The organism is Plastoroseomonas hellenica (assembly GCF_018129085.1).
Classification (GTDB): Bacteria; Pseudomonadota; Alphaproteobacteria; order Acetobacterales; family Acetobacteraceae; genus Plastoroseomonas; species Plastoroseomonas hellenica.
In genome coordinates, this window is the sequence record NZ_JAAGBB010000021.1 from 96,989 (window position 1) to 117,359 (window position 20,371).

Below are 20,371 nucleotides of genomic sequence, written 5' to 3' on the forward strand. Positions count from 1 at the left end.
GTCCGGCGGCAGGCCGCGAGGGCGCGGCGCCCAGCGTCAGAGCCGCTCCGTCGCGCCCCAGGCGCCGAGATGGGTGAAGCTGCCGATCGGGTGGCGGCTGCGTGGCGCGACCTCGCGCGTGGCGAGCGCCTCGGGCAGCGTCACGGGATCGCCGGGATAGCCGAAGGCCATGGCGGCGATCGGGTCGAAGCCGTCGGGGATGCCGAAGAGGCTGCGCGCCTTGGTGGCATCAAAGCCTGCCATCTGATGGAGCTGCAGGCCGAGCGCCGCGGCGGCGAGTGTCATATTGGCGGCCGCCTGGCCGACATCATGCCAGGCATGGCGGTTCGGCGCGCCATTATGGGCGAAGCTGGTGCGCGCGACCGAGAGCGCGAGCGCCGGGGCGTGGCCGCACCAGGCCTGATTATTGGGAGAGAGGCAGGAGAGCAGCGCGGCGAAGGCCTCAGGCTCCGCATCGCGGCGCGCGATGATGAAGTGCCAGGGCTGGTCGTTGAAGCAGGACGCCGCCCAGCGTGCCGCTTCCAGCAGCGACTGCAGGGTGGCGGTGTCCACGGCGCGATCAGCGAAGGCACGCGGGCTCCAGCGTGCGGCGATGAGGTCGGGGATGGGATGAGCTGCGGGGGCGGTGCGATCCATGCGCGGTCCTATTGGCGGGGGATGTTGACGCGCGTCGCGATCTCGCGGGCGCGGGTGATCTCGCGCGGGACGAGCGCCCGCGCTTCGGCAACCGAGGATCCGACCGGGCTGAGGCCGATCTCGCCGAGCCGGGCGGCAAGCACCGGATCCGCCAGCGCGCGCCGGGTCTCGCTTTGGATGCGGGCGAGCACCGCCTCCGGCGTGCCGGCCGGAAAGCCGATGGCATACCAGGTGGCGAGGTCGAAATTGCCGATGCCGGATTCGGCCACGGTCGCCGTTTCCGGCAGGCCGGAGAAGCGCGCCGCGGTGGAGAGCGCGAGAGCGCGCACCTCTCCGCTGCTGATATGGCCGAGCACGGCGCCGACCGTCTCCACGACCACCTGCACCTCGCCGTTGCGCAGCGCGATCAGCGCCGCCGGCGTGCCGCGATAGGGGATATGGGTGAGGCGCACGCCGGCCTGGGCCCATAGCGCCTCGGCCACGAAATGCTGCGTGCTGCCGACGCCGACGGTCGCGACGTTCAGGGCGTCCGGGCGGGCGCGGGCGGCGGCGAGGAGCTCCGCCAGCCTCGCATAGGGGGCATTGGCGGCGACCAGCAGCACCAGCGGCATGGTGGCGACAACCGTCGCCGGCGCGATATCGGCGAGCGGGTCGTAAGGCAGGCGTTCGAACAGTGCGGCGGCGGCGGCGAAGCCGTTGTTGAGCAGCATCATGGTGTGCCCGTCGGGCCGTGCCTTGGCCAGCGCATCGGCGGCGACGGTACCACCGGCGCCCACGCGGTTCTCGACCACGACGGGCTGGCCGAGTGCCTCAGCGAGCAGCGGCGCGAGCAGGCGGGCGAGGATGTCGGTGGTGCCACCAGGAGCGAAGCCCTGGAAGAACCGGATCGGACGCCCAGGCGCCCAGGCCGGCTGCGCCGCGGCCTGGGGCGCATGGCCAAGGGCGGGGGCGGCCAGCAGCGTGGCGAGCACCATTCGTCTGGGCAGCATGGTCCCCCTTCGGCTGGCTGGCCTTGTTTGTTCTTGGACTCGAATAGGTTCTTGTATGTGAATTATCGATGCCAGGTCTGTCAAGCTACGCGTAAGCCGTCAACGGCAGCGCAGCGTTTCATACGGTACTTTCCAGGGTGTTCCGACAGGAACCAGCGCGATGCAGGCCATCGACTTTCCTGCCAGCCCGGCGGTCCTATTCACGTATGAGAACTAACAACGCCGAGGCGGTGGATCTTGGAGAGCGACCTCGCAGCCGGCGCCCTGAGCGCCGGCTCCGGCTGCCATCACAGGTGGCGGCCGCGCTCCAGGATCTCCAGCGTGTATTCGCGGTAGCTCATCCCGAGCTCCTCCGCGCGGGCCAGGCGGCGGAGCGCGATTTCCCGCGGAGCGGACCAGGCCCGCTTCTTCGCCCGCCGCCAGCACCAGAGGCGCCAGGATGCGCCGGGATCATCCTCCTCCAGCGGCGGGCCGCCATTGTGGCCGGCCCGCGGCGGCGCTGCACCACTCTCGTCCATCGGCTCTCCCTGCGCACCGTCACCCAAGGTCCACTATATTGGATCACGAAGCCACTAAAGTGGATAGCTCTGCCCGGCCGGCGCGGCGGGCGCGAAGATTCCTCCGGCGGTCCGTCCCGCTGACTGGTGACACTATATTGATATTAAGAATTATTCGCACTATTCGGCAGCCCAATCGCAACGACGAGGGGTGCCGGCATGCCGCGTGGATCGAGCTTGGGTGGGAAGGCAGGGCGCTGCGCCCTGGCGCTGCTGGCGGCGGGCGCCGTCATGCCGGCAGGCGGCCTCGGCGCGCAGGAGGCACCCCAGGGCAGCGGCACCGCCGTGCTGCCGCAGATCGACGTGACCGGCGGCGCGCCCGCCTTCGGCGCCACGCGCAGCGCCGCCGGCACCAAGACCGACACGCCGATCGTCGAATCCCCGCAATCGATCTCCGTCATCCCCCGCGCCTTCATCGAGGCGACCGGGGCGCAGAGCATGCCGGAAGCGGTCCGCTACAGCGCCGGCGTCACCACCGGCGTCTTCGGCTTCGATCCGCGCTTCGACCAGATCTATATCCGCGGCTTTCCGGTCAACCTGCTCGGCGACTACCGCGACGGGCTGCGCCAGGCCTTCAGCGCCGGGCTGCTCGGCTTCCGCACCGAGACCTATGGCCTGGATCGCATCGTCATCCTGCGCGGCCCCGCCTCCGTCCTCTATGGGCAGGGGCCGGCCGGCGGGCTGATCGACCGCATCAGCCGCATGCCGAGTGCCACGCCCTCCGGCGAGGTCGAGCTCTCGCTCGGCAGCCACCAGCGCTACCAGACGAGTTTCGACCTGACAGGACCGGTCGGCGACGGGCGCGTGCTGTACCGGATGACCGGCGTGCTGCGCGATGCGGAATCCGAGATCCCCGATGCGCCCGACGACCGCATCTACCTCTCCCCCGCGATCACCTGGCGCCCGACCGACAGCACCACCATCACGCTGTACGGCCATTATCAGCAGGACAGCCTGATCGCGAGCGCCGCCTACTACACCCGCCCCGACGGCACGCCGACCCGGGTGCGCACCGACGACCCGTCCTTCGCGCGCTTCCTGCAGAACCAGTACCAGGCGGGCTACCGCGTCGAGCACCGGGCCACCGACGCGATCACCATCCGCCAGCACCTGCGCTACGGCCAGGCAGACCTGCAGGCCGGCTATCTCGGCGGCACCGGCACCGTCGGCAACACCGTCTCCCGCTCCGCCACCTGGCTCGAGGAGAGCCTGCAGAGCTTCGGCGTCGACACCCAGGCGGAGCTGCGCTTCGCAACCGGGCCGCTCGGCCACACTGTGCTCGCCGGCGTCGAGTATTTCCGCCAGCGCTCGGACTTCAACATGGGCGTCGGCCCGGCGCCGTCGCTCAATCTCGCCAACCCGGTCTACGGCCTCGCGGTCGCGCGGCCGGCGCTGACCGCGAGCCGTAGCCGGCAAACGCTGAACCAGCTCGGCGTCTATCTCCAGGACCAGATCCGCATCGCGGACCGCGTCGTGGTGACGATCGGCGGCCGCCACGACTGGACCGAGACGGATACGCTGAACCGCCTCACCGGCGTCACCACCACCCAGGACCCCTCGGCCTTCGCAGGCCGCATCGGCATCGTCTATCTCGATCCGAGCGGACTGGCGCCTTACGCGAACTACTCCGAGAGCTTCTCCCCGCAGCTCGGCACCGACCGCTTCGGCCGCCCCTTCGAGCCGCTGCGCGGGCGCCAGTTCGAGGTCGGGCTGCGCTACCAGCCGCCGGGCAGCGAGAGCCTGGTCACCGCCTCCCTGTTCCACATCAACCTCGAGAACACGCTGACCACCGACCCGGTGAACCGCGCCTTCTCGGTCCAGACCGGCGAGCAACGCTCCCGCGGCGTCGAGCTGGAGGCGCAACTGGTGCTGGGCGGCGGCTTCAGCATGCTCGGATCCTACACCTTCCAGGATGTGGAGACGGTGGCGAGCAACGGCGCCGATCTCGGCAAGCGGCCGGTCGGCATCCCGCAGCACGTCGCGGCGCTCTGGACCAACTGGCAGGCGCCGGAAGGGCGGCTCGCCGGCCTCAGCCTCGGGCTCGGCCTCCGCTACAATGGGTCGAGCTACCGTGACACCGCGAACACGCGGGAGAATGGCGACAGCCTACTGGTCGATGCCTCCATCCGCTACGATGTGGGGCCATGGCGGGCGACGCTCAGCGGACAGAATCTCGGCGACACCGCGACGACCAATTGCCAGCCAGGGATCTGCTACTGGGGGCCGGGTCGCACTGTGCTCGCCAGCCTGGGGTACCGGTTTTGAGGGCGCTCTCCCGCCGCACCGCCTTTGGTCTTGGCCTGAGCCTTCCGATGCTCGCCAGCAGCGCCCGCGCGCAGGGCAGCGACGGGGATCCCGTCGCGATCCCCGGCCTGCGGCAATTCGACCTGGCGCCGCGCACCGGCGGCCCGCCTTGGCGCATCTTCCTGCGCCGGCCGGCGGGCCAGCCGCCGGCATCCGGCTGGCCGGTTCTGTACCTGCTCGATGCCAATGCGGTGATGGGCATCGCAGTGGACGCGCTCCGCGTGCAGGCGGGCTATCCCGCCGGCACCGGCATCCGCGACGCGGTGCTGGTCGGCATCGGCTACCCGACCGAGGAGGCCTATGACAGCGTGCGGCGGTCCTGGGATTATTCGCCGCCGCCCGGGCGCAGCTTCCCGCCGCACCGGCCGGGCGGGCCCGAGGTGCGCACCGGTGGCGCCGACCACTTCCTCCGCTTCATCGAAGACGAGCTGAAGCCCTTCGTCGCCGCGCGCGCGCCGATCGACTCCGCGCGGCAATCGATCTTCGGCCATTCCTTCGGCGGCCTCTTCGTGCTGCACGCGCTCTTCGCGCGGCCGCGCGCCTTCTCGACCTGGATCGCGATGAGCCCGTCGATCTACTGGGAGGATGCGGCGCTGCTCGCCTCCGAACGGCGCTACGCGGCGCTGACGGCGGAACAGCGTGGCACGCCGCGGCTGCTGATGGGCGCGGGCGAATACGAGGCGCGGCTCGCGCCCTTCCAGGAAGCCGCGCCCGACGCCGCACGCCGGCTGGAGGCGCTGCAACGCGGGCGACACATCGAGCATGCGCGGGAGATGGGTGCGCGGCTCGCCGCCCTCGGCCTCACCACCGTGGTCGAGGAATTCCCCGGCGAGACGCATATGTCGCTGCTGCCGCCGGCGGTGAACCGCGCCATCCGCTTCGCGCTGGGGCCGGAGGCGGGCTGAGGCGGATCGCCTGCGTCAGCGCCCCATCCCCTGGGCCGCAAGGAAGGCCAGCACGCGGTGCCGCGCATCGGCCGCCGCCGCGGCGTCGCCGCCGAGCTGCATGCCGAGATAGCGCCGCTCCGGCAGGTCGACGTCGAAGCTGTGCAGCGCGTTCGGATAGAGCACCAGCGTCACCGGCGGCGCGCCCGGCGGCTGCGCATCCCGCAGCGCCTCGCAAAAGCGGGCTGGCGTGACCGTGTCGCCGGTGCCGATCAGCACCAGGATCGGGGCGGCGAAGCGCGCATCGGTGTCGGACTGGCAGCCCGGATAGAGTGCCACCCCGGCGCGGAACCCCTGCCCGTCCGGCGGTGGCCCTGCTTCGCTGAGGCTTCGCAGGGCCGCAAGCACGGTGCGCCCGCCATTCGACATGCCCATCACCGCGATGCGGTCGGCCCGGGCATAGGGCGCGGCGGCCAGCCAGGCGCGCACGCCGTGGGCGTCGTTGGCGCGCTGGCGCGCCCAGGCGGCGGCACCGCGGGTGCAGACCTGGTCGATGCCTCGCGGCATGAAGCTGTCGACCACCGCGACGCCGATGCCCTCGGTATGCAGCGCCACGGCCCAGGGCCGCACCCAGCGCGCCCAGGTATTGGGACGGAGCCCGTTGCAGCCATGCAGCATCACCACCATCGGGAAAGGCCCGGCGCCCGGCGGCAGCAGCACGGTCACCGGAAGGCCGCCGACCTCGGCACGGATGCCGCCTTCCCCGGGCGGCGGTACGGACCGCGACGACGCAGCGCCCCCCAGCCGCGGCGGCCCGTCATCATCACCGCCTCCACCGGTCGCGGCGCAGGCGGCGAGCAGGGCGAGCCCGAGCGCGGCCTGCGCCCCCGACGCCACGATGCGGCGCCATGCCCGCCAGCCCGCCGCTCTCCCGCGCATCACCGCCCTCCTTCCTCGATCCGCCAGCACCGGTCGGCATACTGGCGGAATGATACGGGTCCCGCCCCTCCTTCTTGTGATCCGCCGCCCCACTGTCCCGCATGCCATGCTCTGCGTTGTCGTCCTGCCTGTTCGGGTTCAGGAGGATATCGCATGGCCCCCGCAGCCAATCGCCAGGGTGCCACCCCGATCGGGGAGCCTGGGCCGCAGGAAGGCAGGCACTGGCTCGACGCCGAATGGACCGTCCTGCCGGCCGAGGCGCTGCCCGGCCTGCCGGGTGCGCCGCGCTGTGGCAAGCGCCGTTTCGTGCTGCTGCATCCGGTGCGCGGCGTCGCCATCCTCGACATCTGGCCTTCTGCCGGGGTGCCGGAGGAGACGCCGGAATCGCTCGACGCCGAGCTCCAACTGGCGGGCTTTCTCCGCCGCCTCGACCCGCGGCTGCCGGCGCTCCGTATCCATCTGGCCGAGACGGAACTGCCTAATCTCCCGAAGGTGCTGGCGCGGACCTATGCCGGGACCGGGCCGCTCGAATTGCCGGAGGGCGATGCCTGGATCGCTGCCGTGCACGCCTCCCTCGCAGCACCTGTCCCCGCGGCTGGCAGGGCGCGCCCGCGGCGCCTGGCCCGCCGGCATCACCTCGCCGCCGGGTTCGCCGTCCTGGCGATGTTGACGGGCTTCGGCCTGTTCTTCGCCGATGGGCAAATCTTCGCGGAAGACACGCAGCCATCCCTCGCGCCGGCCTCCGCCTTCGCGGGCGTGGGCCAGGCCCCTTCCGGGCCGGACGAAGCACGCCCGGCGCCCCTCGCCGCCGCCGGCCCTGAGCGCCCCGGCCCCGAGCCGATGCCCACCGAAACCGCGAGCGCCGAGCCGGCATCGGAGTCCGACGCCATCGCCTTGCCGCTGACGGTCGCCAGCCGGGAGGGCGTGGCGGCGGAAGCACTGGCGGAACCCGATGCGCCCCCTCCCGTATCCACCGCCGCTCCACCCGCGGCCTCGTCACCAGCCGCAGGAGTTGCAGGCCCGCGCACGGGGACGCTGCTGAAGCCCTTCGGAAGGCCGATCCCGATGTTCCGGGAGGCGCGGCCCACCCGCTTCACCCAGGCGCAGGAGCAGAAGCCGCCGCGGGCACTGCGCCGCTGACCCGGCTCTACGCCGCCTTCCAGAGCATGACCTTGACCGCCTTCGGGAAGTAGTCGGTGGCGTCGACGCAGGCCTTGCCGTCCCAGAGGGTGTAGTGGCCGGTGGCGTCGGACCAGCCCGCGACCTCCATGCCGATGATGCCCTTGATGCCGATCAGGGTGTCGGTCTTCGCGCCCTCGCCCTTCTTCGCCGTCACGGTGACATTGGGCTTGCCGTATTTCCCGGTCAGGTACCCGGTCAGGATCCGGACGCGGAAGATGTACCAGAGGCCGTCCGCCCCCTTCAGCGTCTGCTGCTTGTCGTCCTCGTCCTTGATAAAGGGGACCTTCGCATTGGAATAGTTCAGCGCCCGCGTCACCCGGAGCGTGCAGGCATTGGTGATGTAATCCGCATCGACCCTGCCGCCGATCAGCGTCTTCACCTGCTCCGCCGCCATGTTCGGATAGGATTTCAGCAGCGTGTCGTAGTCGGGCAGCTTGGCCATGCGTCGTCCTCCGTGCCGGTGCGGCCCGCAATCTGGACGCGGAGGCCGGCGCCGGGGCGTGACGCCCGGCACAGCGCCGCGCGACGGCGGGCCGCGATCAAGGGCAGCGGCAATCACCGCCGACGCGCTGGCGCAGATTGGCCTCGACCCAGCGCGTCGCGTCCGGGCTGAAATCGAAGCTGGGGCCGAGGGTGCAGATGCTGGCGTAGCCGCGATCGCGCCGCATCAGGCCCATGTCGCGCTGCTCGACCACGATGCGGTTCTCGATGCAGTAGACATGGGTCTTGGCGGCCGCCGGCAGCGCCGGAAGGCAGAGCAGGGGCAGGAGCACGAGAGCGTGGCGCATGCCGGTTCCTCCGGTCGGGCGGCCATCCTCGCGCCTCTCCTGCCGCTTCCGCAACGACTGAATGGCGCCCATCTGCCGCCCATGACCCGCGACGCCCCGGCCGCTTGCGCGGCCCGGCCGCCTCTGCTTGGCTGCTTCCGCCGCCCGCGTCGCGGGCGGCCGTAAGCGTTCACGTCAATCAACGCGATGACCCGCCGCCGATTGCAGACGCATCGGTGCGTGGCCAATCGCGAGGCATCATGACGTGACCTTCCCCCGGCCATCATTCCCCTCCCCGCCATCGGGCACCGCCCGGCGCGGCCCGCATCCCGCCAACCCGATCGCATGAGGGAGCCGTTCCATGGACCGTGCCAGCCTGCTCCTCTTCGCCGCCGCCTATCTCGCCGTCCTCATCCTCCCCGGCCCCGGCGTGACCGCGCTCGTCGCGCGCGTCCTGACCCGCGGCGCGCAGGGCGCGCCCGCCTTCATCGCCGGCTTCGTCGCCGGCGCGCTGCTATGGTTCACGGTCGCCGCCACCGGCCTCGCCGCGATCGCCGCGACATTCGCCGTACTCTTCGTCGCGATCCGCATCGCGGGCGCCGCCTATCTCCTCCGCCTCGCTTGGAAGCTCTGGACCGCGCCGGCGCGGCCCGCTGCCGCCGCCGACGCATCACCGGACAGCAACGCCCGCCTCTTTCTCACGGGGCTCGCGATCAATCTCGGCAATCCCAAGGTGATCGCCTTCTTCCTCGCCCTGTTGCCGACGGTCGTGGATCTGCGCACGCTGACGCCGGCGGGCTTCGCCGAGCTCGCGCTCCTCGTCGCCGTCATCGCGTCCGGCGTGCTCGGCGCCTATGCGGTCGCCGCGGCGCGGGCGCGGCGCCTCTTTGCCTCGCCGCGCGCGCTCCGCCTCATGAACCGCGGCGGCGCCGTCGCGATGGCCGGGGCGGCGGCCGCCATGCTCGTCCGCCGCAACCCATAGCCTTTCGTTCGGGCGAGCGGATCCGCGCACGCACAGGCAGGACCGAGGTGGCGGGAACAGCGGCGGCCAAGCATCCAAAGCGGCAGCCTGGCGTTGACAGGCTCTGTTTGGCCACTGGAACGGAGCCCTGCCATGACCGGATCCCCCTGGAAGCGATACGGCTTCGCCTGGGTGACACTCGGCTTTTTCCTGGTGTCCCTGGCCGGTCACTGGGTCTTCGGCTGGTTCGCCTATGTCAACGAGCAGGCGTCGCTGCACGCCACACCCGACGTCTCCGGCTACCTCGTCGAGATGATGCGCGACACGCTCGAGAACTGGCAGTCCGAGTTCCTGCAACTGCTCTGGCAGGTCGTGGGCCTGGCGCTTCTGCTCTACATCGGGTCGCCGCAATCGAAGGAGGGCAATGACCGCATGGAGGCGAAGATCGACGCCCTGCTGCGCAGGATCGACCCCGCCGAGGCCGACAGGATCATCGGCGAGATCGACGAGGTCTATTCAGGCCGGAAAGCCGAGGTGCCGCAGGACCACAGGTGGCGCTGACGCTGGCGCACGAGCACCACGTCATCACGCTTTATCGGCTGGCGGAGAGGCGGGCGGCGGCCGGTGCCGCATCGGGGCGGCCGGCGGCGGCGTAGTCCAGGAAGCCCGCGTAGCCAAGCTGCTGCTGCAGCGTCTCCATAAAGGTGCGGCAGGCCCAGGGCGTCATGCCCTCGTCGACGCAGCGTTCGAGGAAGCGCGCCTCGGCTTCGGGCGCGTGCTCCAGCGACGGCGCGGCATGGGCGAGCCAGGGCAGGATCGCCGCGAGGGCGATCACGGCGGCGATGCGCAGGAGGGTGGCGGACATGGCGAGCATTCCTTGCTGACGGATGCCGCATCCTGCCGCGGCGGCACCGGCCGCCGCTGTACCCTGGGTAACACCACCTGCGGACGCCGCCGCAAAAAAGGCTGCCCGACCTTCCGATCGGGCAGCCCGGCAGCCATGCCGGTCAATGGCTCAGTGCGTCCACATGCCCGGCCGGCCATAGTAGCGGTCGACATCGGCGGGCCAGCCGGCGCTGCGGCTGTACCAGTCCGTCGCGGGGTCGTAGCTCGGCGCGCCCTGGAACTGCTCCTTGGTCATGCCGGTGACGTAGCCGCCCATGTGCGTGTCGTATTTCAGCGCCTTCCAGGGCACCGGGTAGTAGTTGGTGCCGATGCCGAGGAAGCCGCCGAAGGACAGCACCGCATAGGCGACCTTGCCGTCGACCTTGCCGATCATCACGCTGTGGATGGTGCCGAGGTCGTTGCCCTGGATGTCATAGACCGAGGTGCCCTCGACCTTGTCCGAGGAGATCAGGCTGCTGGTCTCGTGACGGGCCACATCGCCGCTGCGGCGGCCTGTCGTTTCGCGTGTCGTGCTCATGGCGCTCTCCTTGTCGCTGGCGAGTGCATGGAGAACGGCGCCGGCCGTGCGGCGGTTTCGGATCGCGCAGGATGTTATCGGCGCGCGCCAGCCGCCTGCCATCGGCAGCCGCTTCGCATCACGGTTCGTTGGCCGGTCCGATCCGCCGCGCCGCGTCTTCCGCGAGTTGGAGCTGCCGCAACGCGCGCTGCGCGATCCGGGCCTCCTCCTCGGTCGCGAACTCCGTGAGCAGCCGCCTCTCAGTGCCGTCCTCGCCGATCTCGATGAGCTGGAAGGAATACAGGTCTGGCCCCTTCTGCAGGGTGACCGTCCGGTAGCTGATCTGGTTCATCGCGCACCTCGTTGCGTCGAAGCAGCCGAGCTTACTCCTCGCCTCTGGCCGGCGGCGGTAAACTTGAGCTTAGCCGCGGCACCCCCTCGCCCGGCGCTCACGAAAAACGTGATCGGCACCCCCGGCCGGCCCCCCTCCCACCCGCGGCGGCGCGACCTTTATCTCCGGCGTCACTGGAGGAGGGGAGCATGCCCTCATTGCGTTCCTTGCAACGCCGCCGTGACGGCGTCGAGCTCTGGGCCATCATTCCGCAACGCCTGGATACCGACAGGAGCTATGTCGTCCGCAGCCCGGCCTCGGTCGTCGCCGAAGAGCATTTCGGCGATCTCGGGGCCGCGGAGGAGGCATTCCGCAGGCGGCTGAAGGACGGCGCACCGCATCGGCGGGACAACTGACGGCAGTGCCCGACGGCAACGCTCAGGATGGCGGCCGCGCAGGACGTCCCGCGCGGCCGCGCCACCTCAGGCCAGGGTGATCGTGACGCCGATATTGCCGCGCGTGGCCTTGGAGTAGGGGCAGGTCTGGTGCGCGGCATCGACCAGCGCCTGCGCGACCTCACGGGGGACGCCCGGCAGGCTGACATTGAGGCGCGCCTGCAGGAGATAGGCGTCGCCGGTCATGCCGAGATCCACCTCGGCATCGACTGCCGTATCGGCCGGCAGCGCGACCTTCATCTTGCCGGCGGCCAGCCCGATCGCGCCGATGAAGCAGGCCGACCAGCCGGCGGCGAAGAGCTGCTCCGGATTGGTGCCGCCGCCAGAGGCACCGGGCGGCGACAGCGCGATGTCGAGGCGCCCGTCAGAGCTGCGGGAGGCGCCGCTGCGCCCGCCCGTGGTGTGGGTCCTGCCGGTGTAGAGAACCTTGTCGATCTGGGTCATGTCAGCGTCCTTGTTGGGGAGTTGGCTCTGCCGCGCGCGCCGGGATCGCCGGATGCGCGGCGTCGGTGATCCGTCGCGACGGGGCGGCGGCGAGTGTCGCCGCGGCGGCGAGTGTCGCCGCGGGGTCGCGGGGATGGGTGTCCCAGGCGCAGGGCGAGGCGAAGACCGCGATGCCGATCAGCGCGGTGAGTGCGAGCCTGAGCCTGGTCCTGCGATCAGAAACCATCGGCATCGATGACCGCCTGGGCGAAGGCCTGCGGGGCCTCTTGCGGCAGGTTGTGGCCGATGCCGCCGGTGATGGTCCGGTGCGCGTATCGGCCCGAGAACTTGTCGCGATAGGAGGCGGGCGGCGGATGCGGCGCGCCGTTGGCATCGCCTTCGAGCGTGATGCTGGGCAGGCCGATCACCGGGCCTGCCGCGAGCTGCCGTTCCAGATCGTCGTGGCGCGGATCGCCCGCCGCCAGGTTCTGCCGCCAGCGGTAATTATGGATCACGATGCCGACGTGATCAGGGTTGTCGAGCGAGACCGCGCTGCGATCGAAGGTGGCGGCATCGAAGCGCCACCGCGGCGACGCCGTCTCCCAGATCAGCTTCGCGAAGTCGCGCCGGTAGCGTTCGTAGCCGGCCTGGCCGCGCTCGGTCGCGAAGTAGAACTGATACCACCAGTCATGCTCGGCGGCCGGCGGCAAGGGGTTCTTCCCGGCCGCGGCGTTGCTGATCAGATAGCCGCTCACGGAGACCAGCGCCTTGCAGCGCTCCGGCCACAGCGCCGCCACGACGCAGGCCGTGCGCGCGCCCCAGTCGAAGCCGGCGATGACCGCCTTCGGGATCCGCAGCGCATCCATCAGCGCGATGATGTCGAGCGCCACCGCCGATTGCTGGCCGTTGCGGAAGGTGGCGTCCGACAGGAAGCGCGTGGTGCCATGGCCGCGCAGATGCGGCACGATCACCCGGTAGCCGCGCGCCGCCAGCAGCGGTGCGACATCGACGAAAGCGTGGATGTCGTAGGGCCAGCCATGCAGCAGGATGACCGGCGGGCCGCCGGCGGGGCCGGCTTCGGCATAGCCGATGTTCAGCTCGCCGGCATCGATCTGCTTGATCGCGCCGAAGGATACGGAGCCACCGCTTTGCGCGGCGGCGGGGCGCATCCCGCCGATGCCGGCGGCGATGGCGGCCGCGGCGCCGAACAGGAAGCGGCGGGGGGAATAGGCGTGGTCGGTCATGATGATCCTCGTCAAGCTGTGGGTTGATGGGAAGCGGGCGCGCCGCGCGTCAGCCGAAGGTGAAGGCGTAGGCCTGCACGCCGGGGTCGAGGAAACGGATCTCGAAGGTCCTGGGCGCGACCGCGCCGTCCTGGCGGATGAGCTGGTAGAGCCGCTGCCCGGTCACCACGCCGGTGCCGTCGGCGGCGACATCCGCGCCACGGCTGGCGCCCGGCGGCTCGCCGTCGATCGTCACCTGAAAGTGCCGCGGCCGACCATCGGGCGCGCCCAGCACCAGGTGCAGGTCGCGGGCGTGGAAGCGGAAGGCGATGCTGCCGCCGGCGTCGTTCAGCGCCGCGAATTCCTCGCCGATCGTCCAGCGGCCGGAGAGGCTCCATTCATTGAGCCGCAGCCGACCCGGCCGATAGGCTTCCGCCGCATCCCGCACAGCGCCGCCGGGGGAGGCGAAATTCGTCGCGTTGCGATAGCCGAGATAGGTCTCCTGCGAGCGCAGATTGGCGGGATCGGCCGGCGCCTGCGCGCCCGCGCGGTCGATGGCGACCGGCCCCATCCGCGGCGCGCCGCGCCCGGCTTCGGCGAGCAGCGTCTGGATCACCTGCTCCGACATCTCGTAGCCGCCTTCGCCGAAGCGGTGATGGCGGATGCGGCCTTCGGCATCGACGAAGTAGAGTGCCGGCCAGTACTGGTTGCCGAAGGCGCGCCAGATCCCGAAGCTGTTGTCGATCGCGATCGGGTAGGAGACGCCGAGATCGGCCGCGGCACGGCGCACATTGGCGGTGCGCCGCTCGAAGGCGAATTCCGGCGTGTGCACGCCGATGACCACCAGGCCCTGGTCGCGGTAGCGCTCCGCCCAGGCGCGCACATAGGGCAGGCTGCGCAGGCAGTTGATGCAGGAATAGGTCCAGAAATTGACCAGCACGACCTTGCCGCGCAGCGATTCCGCGCTGAGCGGCGGCGAGTTCAGCCATTCGAGCGCGCCGGCGAGCGAGGGGATGCGGCCCTCGACCGGCAGGTTCAGGCGCGGCGGCGCGGCCGGTGCCTGCGCCGGGATGATCCTGTCCATCGCTTCCCCTCGACGTGTGGCGTCGATCAGCCGCTGTTCCAGCGAGACGGTGCCGGCATAGGAGGCGCGGGCCAGCAGACCGGTATCGAGGCCGAAGGCGATGGCGCCGACCGCGGCCAGCACTGCGGCGCCGCCGGCGCGCCGGAGCAGCCCGCCCGCGGGCAGCGCGCGCTTCATCGCCCGGAACACCCGCCCGCCGAGCAGCAGCGCCAGCGCCAGCGAGGTCGCGGCACCCGCCGCATAGGCGGCGAGCAGCACCGAGGTCCCGAGGCTCGCGCCATTCAGCGCGGCGCCGGTCAGGATCACGCCGAGGATGGGCCCGGCGCAGGGCGCCCAGAGCAGCCCGGTCGCGACGCCGAGCAGCAGCGACGCCGCGAAGGGGGAGCCGCCCGCCGCCACGCGCCGCTCCGCCGTTTCAGCGAGCCGCCCGCCGGCCGCGACCAGCGGCTGCCAGGCGCGCTCCCCGAGGCGGGGAAACAGCAGCGCCAGACCGAAGAGCGCGAGCAGCACCAGCGCCGCCTGGCGGCCCCAATGGTTCGCCTCCACCGCCCAGCCGCCGGCGACGGCGCCGAGGCTCGCGACCAGGGCGAAGGTCAGCGCCATGCCGGCGAGCAGCGGCAGACCATTGCGGATGAAGGCGCGGTCGGCGCGGGCGAAGACGAAGGGCAGCACCGGCAGGATGCAGGGGCTCGCGATCGTCAGGACGCCAGCGGCATATGCCAGCAGGAAGAGGGTCATGATGTCCGCCTTTCGGCCGCCCGTGGCGGCGTTGATGCGACGGGACACTGGCTCAGGCGGGTGGGCCGGGTCCTTGTGCGGCCGCCGAAGTTTTCCAAAATTTTCCAAAGGATGCGGGCCGGCGGTAAGGTCCGCCCGCCATGGCCGATGCCACGCCGAGCTTCACCTTCGGGCCCTACCGCCTGATCCCGTCCCGCCGCGCCCTGCTCGCCGAGGAGCAGGAGGTGGCGCCGCGCGGCCGCGCCTTCGACCTGCTGCTCGCGCTGATCGAGCGGCGGGACCGCGTCGTCACCAAGGAAGAGCTGCTGGCGCTGGTCTGGCCGGGGCGCGTGGTCGAGGAAGGCAACCTCACCGTCCATGTCGCCGGCCTGCGCAAGCTGCTGGGACAGGGCGTCATCGCGACCCTCTCCGGCCGCGGCTACCGCTTCGTGGCACCGGTCCATGAGGAGGCAGGCGCGCCCGCCGCGCCCGGGCAGGCGCCGCCCTCCCCCGCCACCCTGCCCGCGCCGCTGACGCGGCTCATCGGCCGGCAGGAGGATCTCGACCGCCTGCAGGCCTGGCTCCAGGACGCACGACTGGTCACGGTCGTGGGCGCCGGCGGCGTAGGCAAGACGCGGTTGGCGCTCGCCGCCGCCGAGCGCCTCCGCGACCGCTTTCCGGACGGCACCTGGCTCGCGGATCTCGGCACCCAGGAGGATCCGGCGCTGGTCCCCAAGGCGGTCGCCGCGGCGCTCGGGCTCGATGTCCGGGGCGGTGCCTTCCTGGCCTCCACAACGCTGTGGCTCGCGAAGCGCCGCGGGCTGCTGCTGCTCGACGGCTGCGAGCACCTGCTGCAGGCAGCGGCGGAAGCGGCGGAGGCGATCCTGCGCGGCTGCCCCGGCATCACCATCCTGGCGACCAGCCGCGAGCCGCTCCGCGCCGAGGGCGAGGCGCTGCACCGGCTGTCGCCGCTCGGCCTCGCGGAGCCGGAGGCGGAGGTCACGGCGGAGGGGCTGCGCGCGCATGCCGCGGCCGCGCTGTTCCTCGACCGCGCGCGTGCCGTGCGCGGCGATTTCGACCCGGGCGACGCGGAGGCGGCCGAGATCATGGCGATCTGCCGCCGCCTCGATGGCCTGCCGCTCGCGATCGAGCTCGCCGCGCCGATGCTGCAGGCGCTGAGCCCGGCGCAGCTTCGCGAACGGCTCGACCGCCGCTTCGGGCTGCTGGCGGGCGGGCGGCGCACCGCGCTGCCGCGACAGCAGACCCTGCAGGCAACGATCGCCTGGAGCTTCGAGCTGCTGGAGCCATCCGAGCTCGACCTGCTGCTGCGGCTGTCGGTCTTCAGCGGGCGCTGGACCGCGGAGGCCGCCGGCTTCGTGGCGGGCGACGCGCGGGAGGAGGACGAGATCGCCCGGCTCATCGCGGGCCTGGTCGACAAATCCCTGCTGCAGGCGGATCTCTCGGGGCCCGAGCCGCGCTACCGCATGCTGGACGCGACGCGCTTCTATGCCGGGGAGCGGCTGCCGGCCACGGAAGGCGCCGCGGCGCGCCGCCGCCTCGCGCAATGGCTGACGCGGAGCTGCGGCCAGGCGGAGGCCGACTGGCCCGTCATGCCCGACGAGGCGTGGGCGGAGCGCCATGGTGCCGAGCGGGACAATCTGCGCGCCGGCCTCGCCTGGGCCTTCGGCGAGGATGGCGATCCCGCCCTTGGCATCACGCTCGCGAGCGTCAGTGGCGAGCTGCTGGGCGAGCTGCATGCGACCGGCGAGCTGATGGCCTGGTTCGACCGCGCGCTCGCCGCGGTCACGGAGGCGACGTCATCGGCGGTCGCCGGGCAGCTCTGGCTCGGGCGTTGCGGCTGGCTCTCGGCTGGCGAACCGGGGGCGCCGGCGGCCGCCGAGCGTGCCGTCGCGCTGTTCCGTGCCGCGGGCGATGGCTTCGGCCTCGGCCGCGCGCTCTGGCACCAGGCGCTGCAGCTTGCGGCGGTCGGCGACTGCGCGGCCGCCGACCCGCTGCTCCAGGAGGCCGAGGCGCTGCTCGGCGACGCGGCCGAGAGCAAGACGCTGATCTCGCTCCGCCGGGTCCAGGCGCTGGTGCAGGCGCGGCGCGGCCGCCCCGATCGTGCCCGCCCGATCCTGGATGCTGCATCAGCGATGGCGGAGCGCCTGGGCGCGCGACGCGACGCGGCGCTGGTCGCGGGCGACATCGCCGAGCTGCTCTTCGCGGCGGGCGAGATCGATGCGGCGATCGCGATGGCCGAGGGTGCGCTCGCGGCGCTCGGGCCGGTCAAGTCGCGCTCCGCCTGGGTGCAGCACATCCATGGCGCGCTCGCGTCCTACCTGCTCGCCAAGGGCGAGATGGCCGCGGCCCGCAGGCTCGCCGGCGATCGCCTCTATGCCGCGCGCATCATGGGCATCCCGCAGGAGGTGCTGTCCAATCTCGAGCGCGCCGGGCTGATCGCGGCGCTCGAAGGCGATGCCGCCGCCGCCGGGCGGCTGCTCGGCCATAGCGAGGCGCGGCAGGCTGCGCGGCGCGCGCCGCGCAGCCCGGCTTCGGAGATGGTCGTCGCGCGGCTGCGTCGGACGCTCGGCGATCGGCTCCCGGCGGAGGCGCTGCAGCGCCTCACCGCGGAAGGCGCGCGGCTGAGCGAGGAACAGGCGATCGCGGAAGCGGCGCGCGCGATGCCGTCCATGCCGGCCTGATCGACGCCGTCGGTCAGGCGCCGCCCGCGCCCGCCGCCCGCAGCACGGCGCGGAGGATGGGGCTCTCCTCGGCCATGTACTGGTCCAGGATGTCGAAATGGTCGTGGCCGGGCAGGACATGCACCTCGGGGTCGCCGCCATGCCGCCGCAGGTGGTGGGAATAGCGGAAGCTCTGGTCGATCCAGTGCCAGGGCTCCCGCCCGCCGACGAAGAGATGGGCGCGCGCGCGGGAGACCGGCGGGCGATGCTCGAAGTCATTCCTGGCGGCGATCTCGGGGGTCAGCCGCAGATCCTGGTTCACCGTGGTCAGCATGGCCGGCAGCGGATCGTAGATGCCGCTGGTCATCACCGCGCCGCGTAGGAAGGCCGGGTCCAGCCCCTCCGCCGCCCAGTCGGTCGCCAATGCCGCGGCGCAGAGATGGGCGCCGGCGGAATGGCCGGAGAGGCTGATCGCCGTGGGGTCGCCGCCATGATCGCCGGCATGCCGCGCCAGCCAGGCGATGGCGGCGCGCGCGGAGGCGACGGTGCCGTCGAGCGTCGCATCGGGACAGAGCTCGTAGTTCGGGATGGCGACGGTGATGCCATGCCGGACCAGCGCTGCGGCGATATAGGCGAAGCCGTTCTTGTCGTTGGCGCGCCAATAGCCGCCATGGAAGAAGACATGGACCGGCGCGCCGGGCCGCGCCGCCGGATAGATGTCGAGGCGATGGCGCGGCGTCGGCCCATAGGCGAGCTCCGCTTCGCGCCGCAGCCCGGCGAGTGCACCTTCATTGGCGGGCGCGCGGCGCAGCTTGTGGGTGGCGAAATCCGGGAAGGCGCGCTGCGGGTTGAAGTGGAACTCGTGCTCCTCCGGCGAGAGGGAGGCCCAAGGTGATGGCCGGCTGGTCAATGCTTGTTGCTCCCGCTGATGGCCGCGCCGCTCCGGGCCAAGGGACTTGCCAGGCGGCGGCGAAGTCTGCCATGTATCCTATAGGATGCAAGATACAAGAATAGTGCAGCGGATCGGCCTCGGCGAGCAGGTGCGCGCCCGGCTCCAGGAACGGATCATGGATCAGGACCTCGCACCCGGGGCCCGGCTGAACGTCGATGCGCTGGCGCGCGAAATGGCGGTCAGCACCACGCCGCTGCGCGAGGCGCTGGCCGCGCTCTGCGCCCGCGGCCTGGTGCGGAACGAGGCCTTCATCGGCTTCAGCGTGGCGCCGCTGCCCGATGCCGCCTTCCTGCGCGACCTCTATGACACCCGGCTGCGGCTGGAGCCTTGGCTCGCCGGCCAGGCCGCGCGCCGCATCACGGCCGAGGCGGTCGCGCCGCTCCGCGCCTGCCTCGCGGACATGGGCGCGCATGTGCGGCGCGGCCCCTGGCAGACCCACCGCACCCATGCGGCGGCAGACGAGGCCTTCCATGACCTGATCGTGCAGGCCTCCGGCAACCAGCCGGCGCGGCAGGCACTCGCGGCCCTGAATGCGCAGGTCCATGCCTCCCGCCTCTACATGGCGGCGCAGAAGGGCGCGGAGGACACCGCGCGCGAGCATGAGGCGATCCTGGAGGCGCTGATCCGCGGCGATGCGGCCGGCGCCGAGGCCGCCATGGCGCGACACCTCGAAGGCTCACGGGAGCGGCTGGCACCATGACCCACACCGACCCCCTGGCCGACACCCTGCCCGACACCATGGCGCGCATCGCGCGCATCGCGCTGCACCCGGTGGTCCACGTCATGGGGGACGCCAATGCCTATGGCATGGCCCGCGGCCTGGTCGCCGCGCGCGGCGCCACCATCGTGGAGATCGAGACCAATACCGGCGTCACCGGCTTCGGCGAGGCCTGGGGACCGCCCGGCTTCTGCGCCGCCTATCTGGACTTCGTCGCGGCCGACTGGCGCGGTGCGCGGCTCACCGACCATGGCGCGCTGTTCCACCGCATCATCGCGCGCAACTACCATTTCGGCGTGCAGAACGGGCTGATGGCCCTGCTCTCCGGCCTCGACATGGCGGTGCACGACGCGCTCGGGAAGGAGCATGGCCTTCCCGCCCATGCGCTGATCGGCGGGCGCGCGCGGAATGCGGTGCCGGTCTATGGCTCCGGCGGCTACTTCACCGCCGATCCCGCGCAGGGCCTGGCGGCGCAGCTCCCACGCTTCCGCGACTTCACCTGCTGCAAGATCAAGATCGGCCGCGGCATCGCCGATGACGTGGCGCGGGTGCGGCTGGCGCGCGAGACGCTCGGCGATGCGATGCGCATCGCGGTCGATGCCAACGGCAATTACGGCGTGGACCAGGTGCTGGCCAGCATGCGCGCCATCGCGCCCTTCGGCATCGAATGGTACGAGGAGCCTCTCAGCCCCGCCGACGAGGAAGGTTATCGCGCGCTGATGTCCCGGCGCGACATCCCCGTTGCGACCGGGGAAGCGCTCTACACCGCCTTCGCCTTCGACCGGCTGCTGGCGCCGCGCGCCATCGACATCGCGCAGCCCGACCTCGCGCTCTGCGGCGGCCTCTCGCAGGGGCGGCTGATCGGCCAGCTCTGCACCTTGCGCCATGCGCGCCTCTCGCCGCATTGCTGGGGCACCGGGCTCGGCCTCGCGGCCGCCGTGCAGCTCGTGGCCGCGCAGCCCGCCTATCCCGCGGTCGCCGAGAGCGAGGCCGACCCGCCCTGGGTGGAATACGACATCGCCGACAACCCGCTGCGCGACGAGCTGCTGATCGAGCCGCTGCTGCCCACGGGCGGCATGATCGCGGTGCCGGCGGGGCCGGGGCTCGGCGTGGAGCCGGACCGCGCGGCGCTCGAGCGCTTCCGGCCGCGGTGAGCGCGGCGGCCG

General features: G+C 71.8%; 23 protein-coding genes. 9 read left to right on the forward strand and 14 right to left on the reverse strand.

Annotated features, from left to right (window positions below):
* Positions 1 to 36 precede the first annotated feature (36 nt).
* The 3 genes from GXW71_RS18000 to GXW71_RS18010 form a co-directional block, all read right to left on the reverse strand.
* A complete protein-coding gene (locus GXW71_RS18000; protein ID WP_211853935.1) occupies positions 37 to 636 on the reverse strand; it encodes a nitroreductase family protein in 600 nt (199 codons plus the stop codon).
* Between the two features lie 8 nt (positions 637 to 644).
* Positions 645 to 1,625: a tripartite tricarboxylate transporter substrate-binding protein gene (locus tag GXW71_RS18005; protein WP_211853936.1), complete on the reverse strand. Its 981-nt coding sequence runs from the start codon at positions 1,623 to 1,625 to the stop codon at positions 645 to 647.
* Positions 1,626 to 1,912: 287 nt separating this feature from the next.
* Positions 1,913 to 2,143, reverse strand: coding sequence for a hypothetical protein (locus GXW71_RS18010; protein WP_211853937.1), 231 nt, complete (start codon positions 2,141 to 2,143; stop codon positions 1,913 to 1,915).
* Positions 2,144 to 2,341: 198 nt separating this feature from the next.
* On the opposite strand from GXW71_RS18010, the gene GXW71_RS18015 reads away from it, so the two are divergent.
* Complete coding sequence (locus GXW71_RS18015) at positions 2,342 to 4,447, forward strand: TonB-dependent siderophore receptor (RefSeq protein WP_211853938.1); 2,106 nt, start codon at positions 2,342 to 2,344, stop codon at positions 4,445 to 4,447.
* Between the two features lie 47 nt (positions 4,448 to 4,494).
* Positions 4,495 to 5,391 (forward strand): alpha/beta hydrolase, encoded by an 897-nt coding sequence (locus GXW71_RS18020; RefSeq protein WP_211853939.1) that lies wholly within the window; start codon positions 4,495 to 4,497, stop codon positions 5,389 to 5,391.
* 15 nt (positions 5,392 to 5,406) lie between these two features.
* Here GXW71_RS18020 and GXW71_RS18025 read toward each other — a convergent pair whose 3' ends face one another.
* Positions 5,407 to 6,309, reverse strand: a complete 903-nt coding sequence (locus GXW71_RS18025) for a dienelactone hydrolase family protein (protein WP_211853940.1) — start codon at positions 6,307 to 6,309, stop codon at positions 5,407 to 5,409.
* A 153-nt stretch (positions 6,310 to 6,462) separates the two neighbouring features.
* On the opposite strand from GXW71_RS18025, the gene GXW71_RS18030 reads away from it, so the two are divergent.
* Positions 6,463 to 7,449, forward strand: a complete 987-nt coding sequence (locus tag GXW71_RS18030; RefSeq protein ID WP_211853941.1) for a hypothetical protein — start codon at positions 6,463 to 6,465, stop codon at positions 7,447 to 7,449.
* A gap of 7 nt (positions 7,450 to 7,456) precedes the next feature.
* Here GXW71_RS18030 and GXW71_RS18035 read toward each other — a convergent pair whose 3' ends face one another.
* The gene (locus GXW71_RS18035) at positions 7,457 to 7,933 is read right to left on the reverse strand and encodes a T6SS effector amidase Tae4 family protein (protein ID WP_211853942.1); all 477 of its coding nucleotides are present in this window, start codon (positions 7,931 to 7,933) and stop codon (positions 7,457 to 7,459) included.
* A 97-nt stretch (positions 7,934 to 8,030) separates the two neighbouring features.
* Entirely contained in the window at positions 8,031 to 8,279 is a 249-nt protein-coding gene (locus GXW71_RS18040; protein ID WP_211853943.1) for an RNA-binding protein, read from the reverse strand.
* A gap of 340 nt (positions 8,280 to 8,619) precedes the next feature.
* On the opposite strand from GXW71_RS18040, the gene GXW71_RS18045 reads away from it, so the two are divergent.
* Both GXW71_RS18045 and GXW71_RS18050 read left to right on the forward strand, forming a co-directional pair.
* Positions 8,620 to 9,240 (forward strand): LysE family translocator, encoded by a 621-nt coding sequence (locus GXW71_RS18045; protein WP_211853944.1) that lies wholly within the window; start codon positions 8,620 to 8,622, stop codon positions 9,238 to 9,240.
* Between the two features lie 132 nt (positions 9,241 to 9,372).
* The gene (locus tag GXW71_RS18050) at positions 9,373 to 9,780 is read left to right on the forward strand and encodes a DUF6766 family protein (RefSeq protein ID WP_211853945.1); all 408 of its coding nucleotides are present in this window, start codon (positions 9,373 to 9,375) and stop codon (positions 9,778 to 9,780) included.
* A gap of 31 nt (positions 9,781 to 9,811) precedes the next feature.
* Here GXW71_RS18050 and GXW71_RS18055 read toward each other — a convergent pair whose 3' ends face one another.
* The 3 genes from GXW71_RS18055 to GXW71_RS18065 all read right to left on the reverse strand — a co-directional run bounded on the left by GXW71_RS18055 (position 9,812) and on the right by GXW71_RS18065 (position 10,973).
* Positions 9,812 to 10,084 carry a hypothetical protein gene (locus tag GXW71_RS18055; protein ID WP_211853946.1) on the reverse strand — a complete coding sequence of 91 codons (273 nt, stop codon included), beginning with the start codon at positions 10,082 to 10,084 and terminating at the stop codon, positions 9,812 to 9,814.
* Positions 10,085 to 10,234: 150 nt separating this feature from the next.
* Entirely contained in the window at positions 10,235 to 10,642 is a 408-nt protein-coding gene (locus GXW71_RS18060; protein ID WP_211853947.1) for a PRC-barrel domain-containing protein, read from the reverse strand.
* Positions 10,643 to 10,760: 118 nt separating this feature from the next.
* Positions 10,761 to 10,973, reverse strand: a complete 213-nt coding sequence (locus tag GXW71_RS18065) for a hypothetical protein (RefSeq protein WP_211853948.1) — start codon at positions 10,971 to 10,973, stop codon at positions 10,761 to 10,763.
* 188 nt (positions 10,974 to 11,161) lie between these two features.
* Between GXW71_RS18065 and GXW71_RS18070 the strand changes: the two genes are divergently transcribed.
* Positions 11,162 to 11,368 carry a hypothetical protein gene (locus GXW71_RS18070; protein WP_211853949.1) on the forward strand — a complete coding sequence of 69 codons (207 nt, stop codon included), beginning with the start codon at positions 11,162 to 11,164 and terminating at the stop codon, positions 11,366 to 11,368.
* Positions 11,369 to 11,434: 66 nt separating this feature from the next.
* Here GXW71_RS18070 and GXW71_RS18075 read toward each other — a convergent pair whose 3' ends face one another.
* The 4 genes from GXW71_RS18075 to GXW71_RS18090 are packed head-to-tail and all read right to left on the reverse strand — an operon-like array spanning position 11,435 to position 14,875.
* Positions 11,435 to 11,851, reverse strand: coding sequence for an organic hydroperoxide resistance protein (locus GXW71_RS18075; protein ID WP_211853950.1), 417 nt, complete (start codon positions 11,849 to 11,851; stop codon positions 11,435 to 11,437).
* Between the two features lies 1 nt (position 11,852).
* On the reverse strand, positions 11,853 to 12,083 hold the full coding sequence (locus tag GXW71_RS18080; RefSeq protein ID WP_211853951.1) for a hypothetical protein: 231 nt from the start codon (positions 12,081 to 12,083) through the stop codon (positions 11,853 to 11,855).
* The gene (locus tag GXW71_RS18085) at positions 12,067 to 13,074 is read right to left on the reverse strand and encodes an alpha/beta fold hydrolase (protein ID WP_211853952.1); all 1,008 of its coding nucleotides are present in this window, start codon (positions 13,072 to 13,074) and stop codon (positions 12,067 to 12,069) included. The genes GXW71_RS18080 and GXW71_RS18085 overlap by 17 nt, the downstream gene beginning before the upstream one ends.
* Positions 13,075 to 13,123: 49 nt before the next feature.
* A complete protein-coding gene (locus tag GXW71_RS18090) occupies positions 13,124 to 14,875 on the reverse strand; it encodes a cytochrome c biogenesis protein DipZ (protein WP_211853953.1) in 1,752 nt (583 codons plus the stop codon).
* A 140-nt stretch (positions 14,876 to 15,015) separates the two neighbouring features.
* Here GXW71_RS18090 and GXW71_RS18095 point away from each other — a divergent pair, with 140 nt between their 5' ends.
* A complete protein-coding gene (locus GXW71_RS18095) occupies positions 15,016 to 17,556 on the forward strand; it encodes an ATP-binding protein (RefSeq protein ID WP_211853954.1) in 2,541 nt (846 codons plus the stop codon).
* 13 nt (positions 17,557 to 17,569) lie between these two features.
* Here the strand turns inward: GXW71_RS18095 and GXW71_RS18100 are convergent, their stop codons facing one another.
* A complete protein-coding gene (locus GXW71_RS18100) occupies positions 17,570 to 18,445 on the reverse strand; it encodes an alpha/beta hydrolase (protein WP_211853955.1) in 876 nt (291 codons plus the stop codon).
* Between the two features lie 85 nt (positions 18,446 to 18,530).
* Here GXW71_RS18100 and GXW71_RS18105 point away from each other — a divergent pair, with 85 nt between their 5' ends.
* Both GXW71_RS18105 and GXW71_RS18110 read left to right on the forward strand, forming a co-directional pair.
* A complete protein-coding gene (locus GXW71_RS18105; RefSeq protein ID WP_281417383.1) occupies positions 18,531 to 19,187 on the forward strand; it encodes a GntR family transcriptional regulator in 657 nt (218 codons plus the stop codon).
* Positions 19,184 to 20,359, forward strand: a complete 1,176-nt coding sequence (locus tag GXW71_RS18110; RefSeq protein ID WP_211853957.1) for a mandelate racemase/muconate lactonizing enzyme family protein — start codon at positions 19,184 to 19,186, stop codon at positions 20,357 to 20,359. The genes GXW71_RS18105 and GXW71_RS18110 overlap by 4 nt, the downstream gene beginning before the upstream one ends.
* The last annotated feature ends 12 nt before the right edge of the window (positions 20,360 to 20,371 follow it).

Excerpts from the sequence above, each read along its gene's own strand:
- GXW71_RS18000 (WP_211853935.1), bottom strand. The coding sequence starts at position 636 with ATGGATCGCACCGCCCCCGCAGCTCATCCCATCCCCGACCTCATCGCC.
- GXW71_RS18005 (WP_211853936.1), bottom strand. The coding sequence starts at position 1,625 with ATGCTGCCCAGACGAATGGTGCTCGCCACGCTGCTGGCCGCCCCCGCC.
- GXW71_RS18010 (WP_211853937.1), bottom strand. The coding sequence starts at position 2,143 with ATGGACGAGAGTGGTGCAGCGCCGCCGCGGGCCGGCCACAATGGCGGC.
- GXW71_RS18015 (WP_211853938.1), top strand. The coding sequence starts at position 2,342 with ATGCCGCGTGGATCGAGCTTGGGTGGGAAGGCAGGGCGCTGCGCCCTG.
- GXW71_RS18020 (WP_211853939.1), top strand. The coding sequence starts at position 4,495 with ATGCTCGCCAGCAGCGCCCGCGCGCAGGGCAGCGACGGGGATCCCGTC.
- GXW71_RS18025 (WP_211853940.1), bottom strand. The coding sequence starts at position 6,309 with ATGCGCGGGAGAGCGGCGGGCTGGCGGGCATGGCGCCGCATCGTGGCG.
- GXW71_RS18030 (WP_211853941.1), top strand. The coding sequence starts at position 6,463 with ATGGCCCCCGCAGCCAATCGCCAGGGTGCCACCCCGATCGGGGAGCCT.
- GXW71_RS18035 (WP_211853942.1), bottom strand. The coding sequence starts at position 7,933 with ATGGCCAAGCTGCCCGACTACGACACGCTGCTGAAATCCTATCCGAAC.
- GXW71_RS18040 (WP_211853943.1), bottom strand. The coding sequence starts at position 8,279 with ATGCGCCACGCTCTCGTGCTCCTGCCCCTGCTCTGCCTTCCGGCGCTG.
- GXW71_RS18045 (WP_211853944.1), top strand. The coding sequence starts at position 8,620 with ATGGACCGTGCCAGCCTGCTCCTCTTCGCCGCCGCCTATCTCGCCGTC.
- GXW71_RS18050 (WP_211853945.1), top strand. The coding sequence starts at position 9,373 with ATGACCGGATCCCCCTGGAAGCGATACGGCTTCGCCTGGGTGACACTC.
- GXW71_RS18055 (WP_211853946.1), bottom strand. The coding sequence starts at position 10,084 with ATGTCCGCCACCCTCCTGCGCATCGCCGCCGTGATCGCCCTCGCGGCG.
- GXW71_RS18060 (WP_211853947.1), bottom strand. The coding sequence starts at position 10,642 with ATGAGCACGACACGCGAAACGACAGGCCGCCGCAGCGGCGATGTGGCC.
- GXW71_RS18065 (WP_211853948.1), bottom strand. The coding sequence starts at position 10,973 with ATGAACCAGATCAGCTACCGGACGGTCACCCTGCAGAAGGGGCCAGAC.
- GXW71_RS18070 (WP_211853949.1), top strand. The coding sequence starts at position 11,162 with ATGCCCTCATTGCGTTCCTTGCAACGCCGCCGTGACGGCGTCGAGCTC.
- GXW71_RS18075 (WP_211853950.1), bottom strand. The coding sequence starts at position 11,851 with ATGACCCAGATCGACAAGGTTCTCTACACCGGCAGGACCCACACCACG.
- GXW71_RS18080 (WP_211853951.1), bottom strand. The coding sequence starts at position 12,083 with ATGCCGATGGTTTCTGATCGCAGGACCAGGCTCAGGCTCGCACTCACC.
- GXW71_RS18085 (WP_211853952.1), bottom strand. The coding sequence starts at position 13,074 with ATGACCGACCACGCCTATTCCCCCCGCCGCTTCCTGTTCGGCGCCGCG.
- GXW71_RS18090 (WP_211853953.1), bottom strand. The coding sequence starts at position 14,875 with ATGACCCTCTTCCTGCTGGCATATGCCGCTGGCGTCCTGACGATCGCG.
- GXW71_RS18095 (WP_211853954.1), top strand. The coding sequence starts at position 15,016 with ATGGCCGATGCCACGCCGAGCTTCACCTTCGGGCCCTACCGCCTGATC.
- GXW71_RS18105 (WP_281417383.1), top strand. The coding sequence starts at position 18,531 with ATGCAAGATACAAGAATAGTGCAGCGGATCGGCCTCGGCGAGCAGGTG.
- GXW71_RS18110 (WP_211853957.1), top strand. The coding sequence starts at position 19,184 with ATGACCCACACCGACCCCCTGGCCGACACCCTGCCCGACACCATGGCG.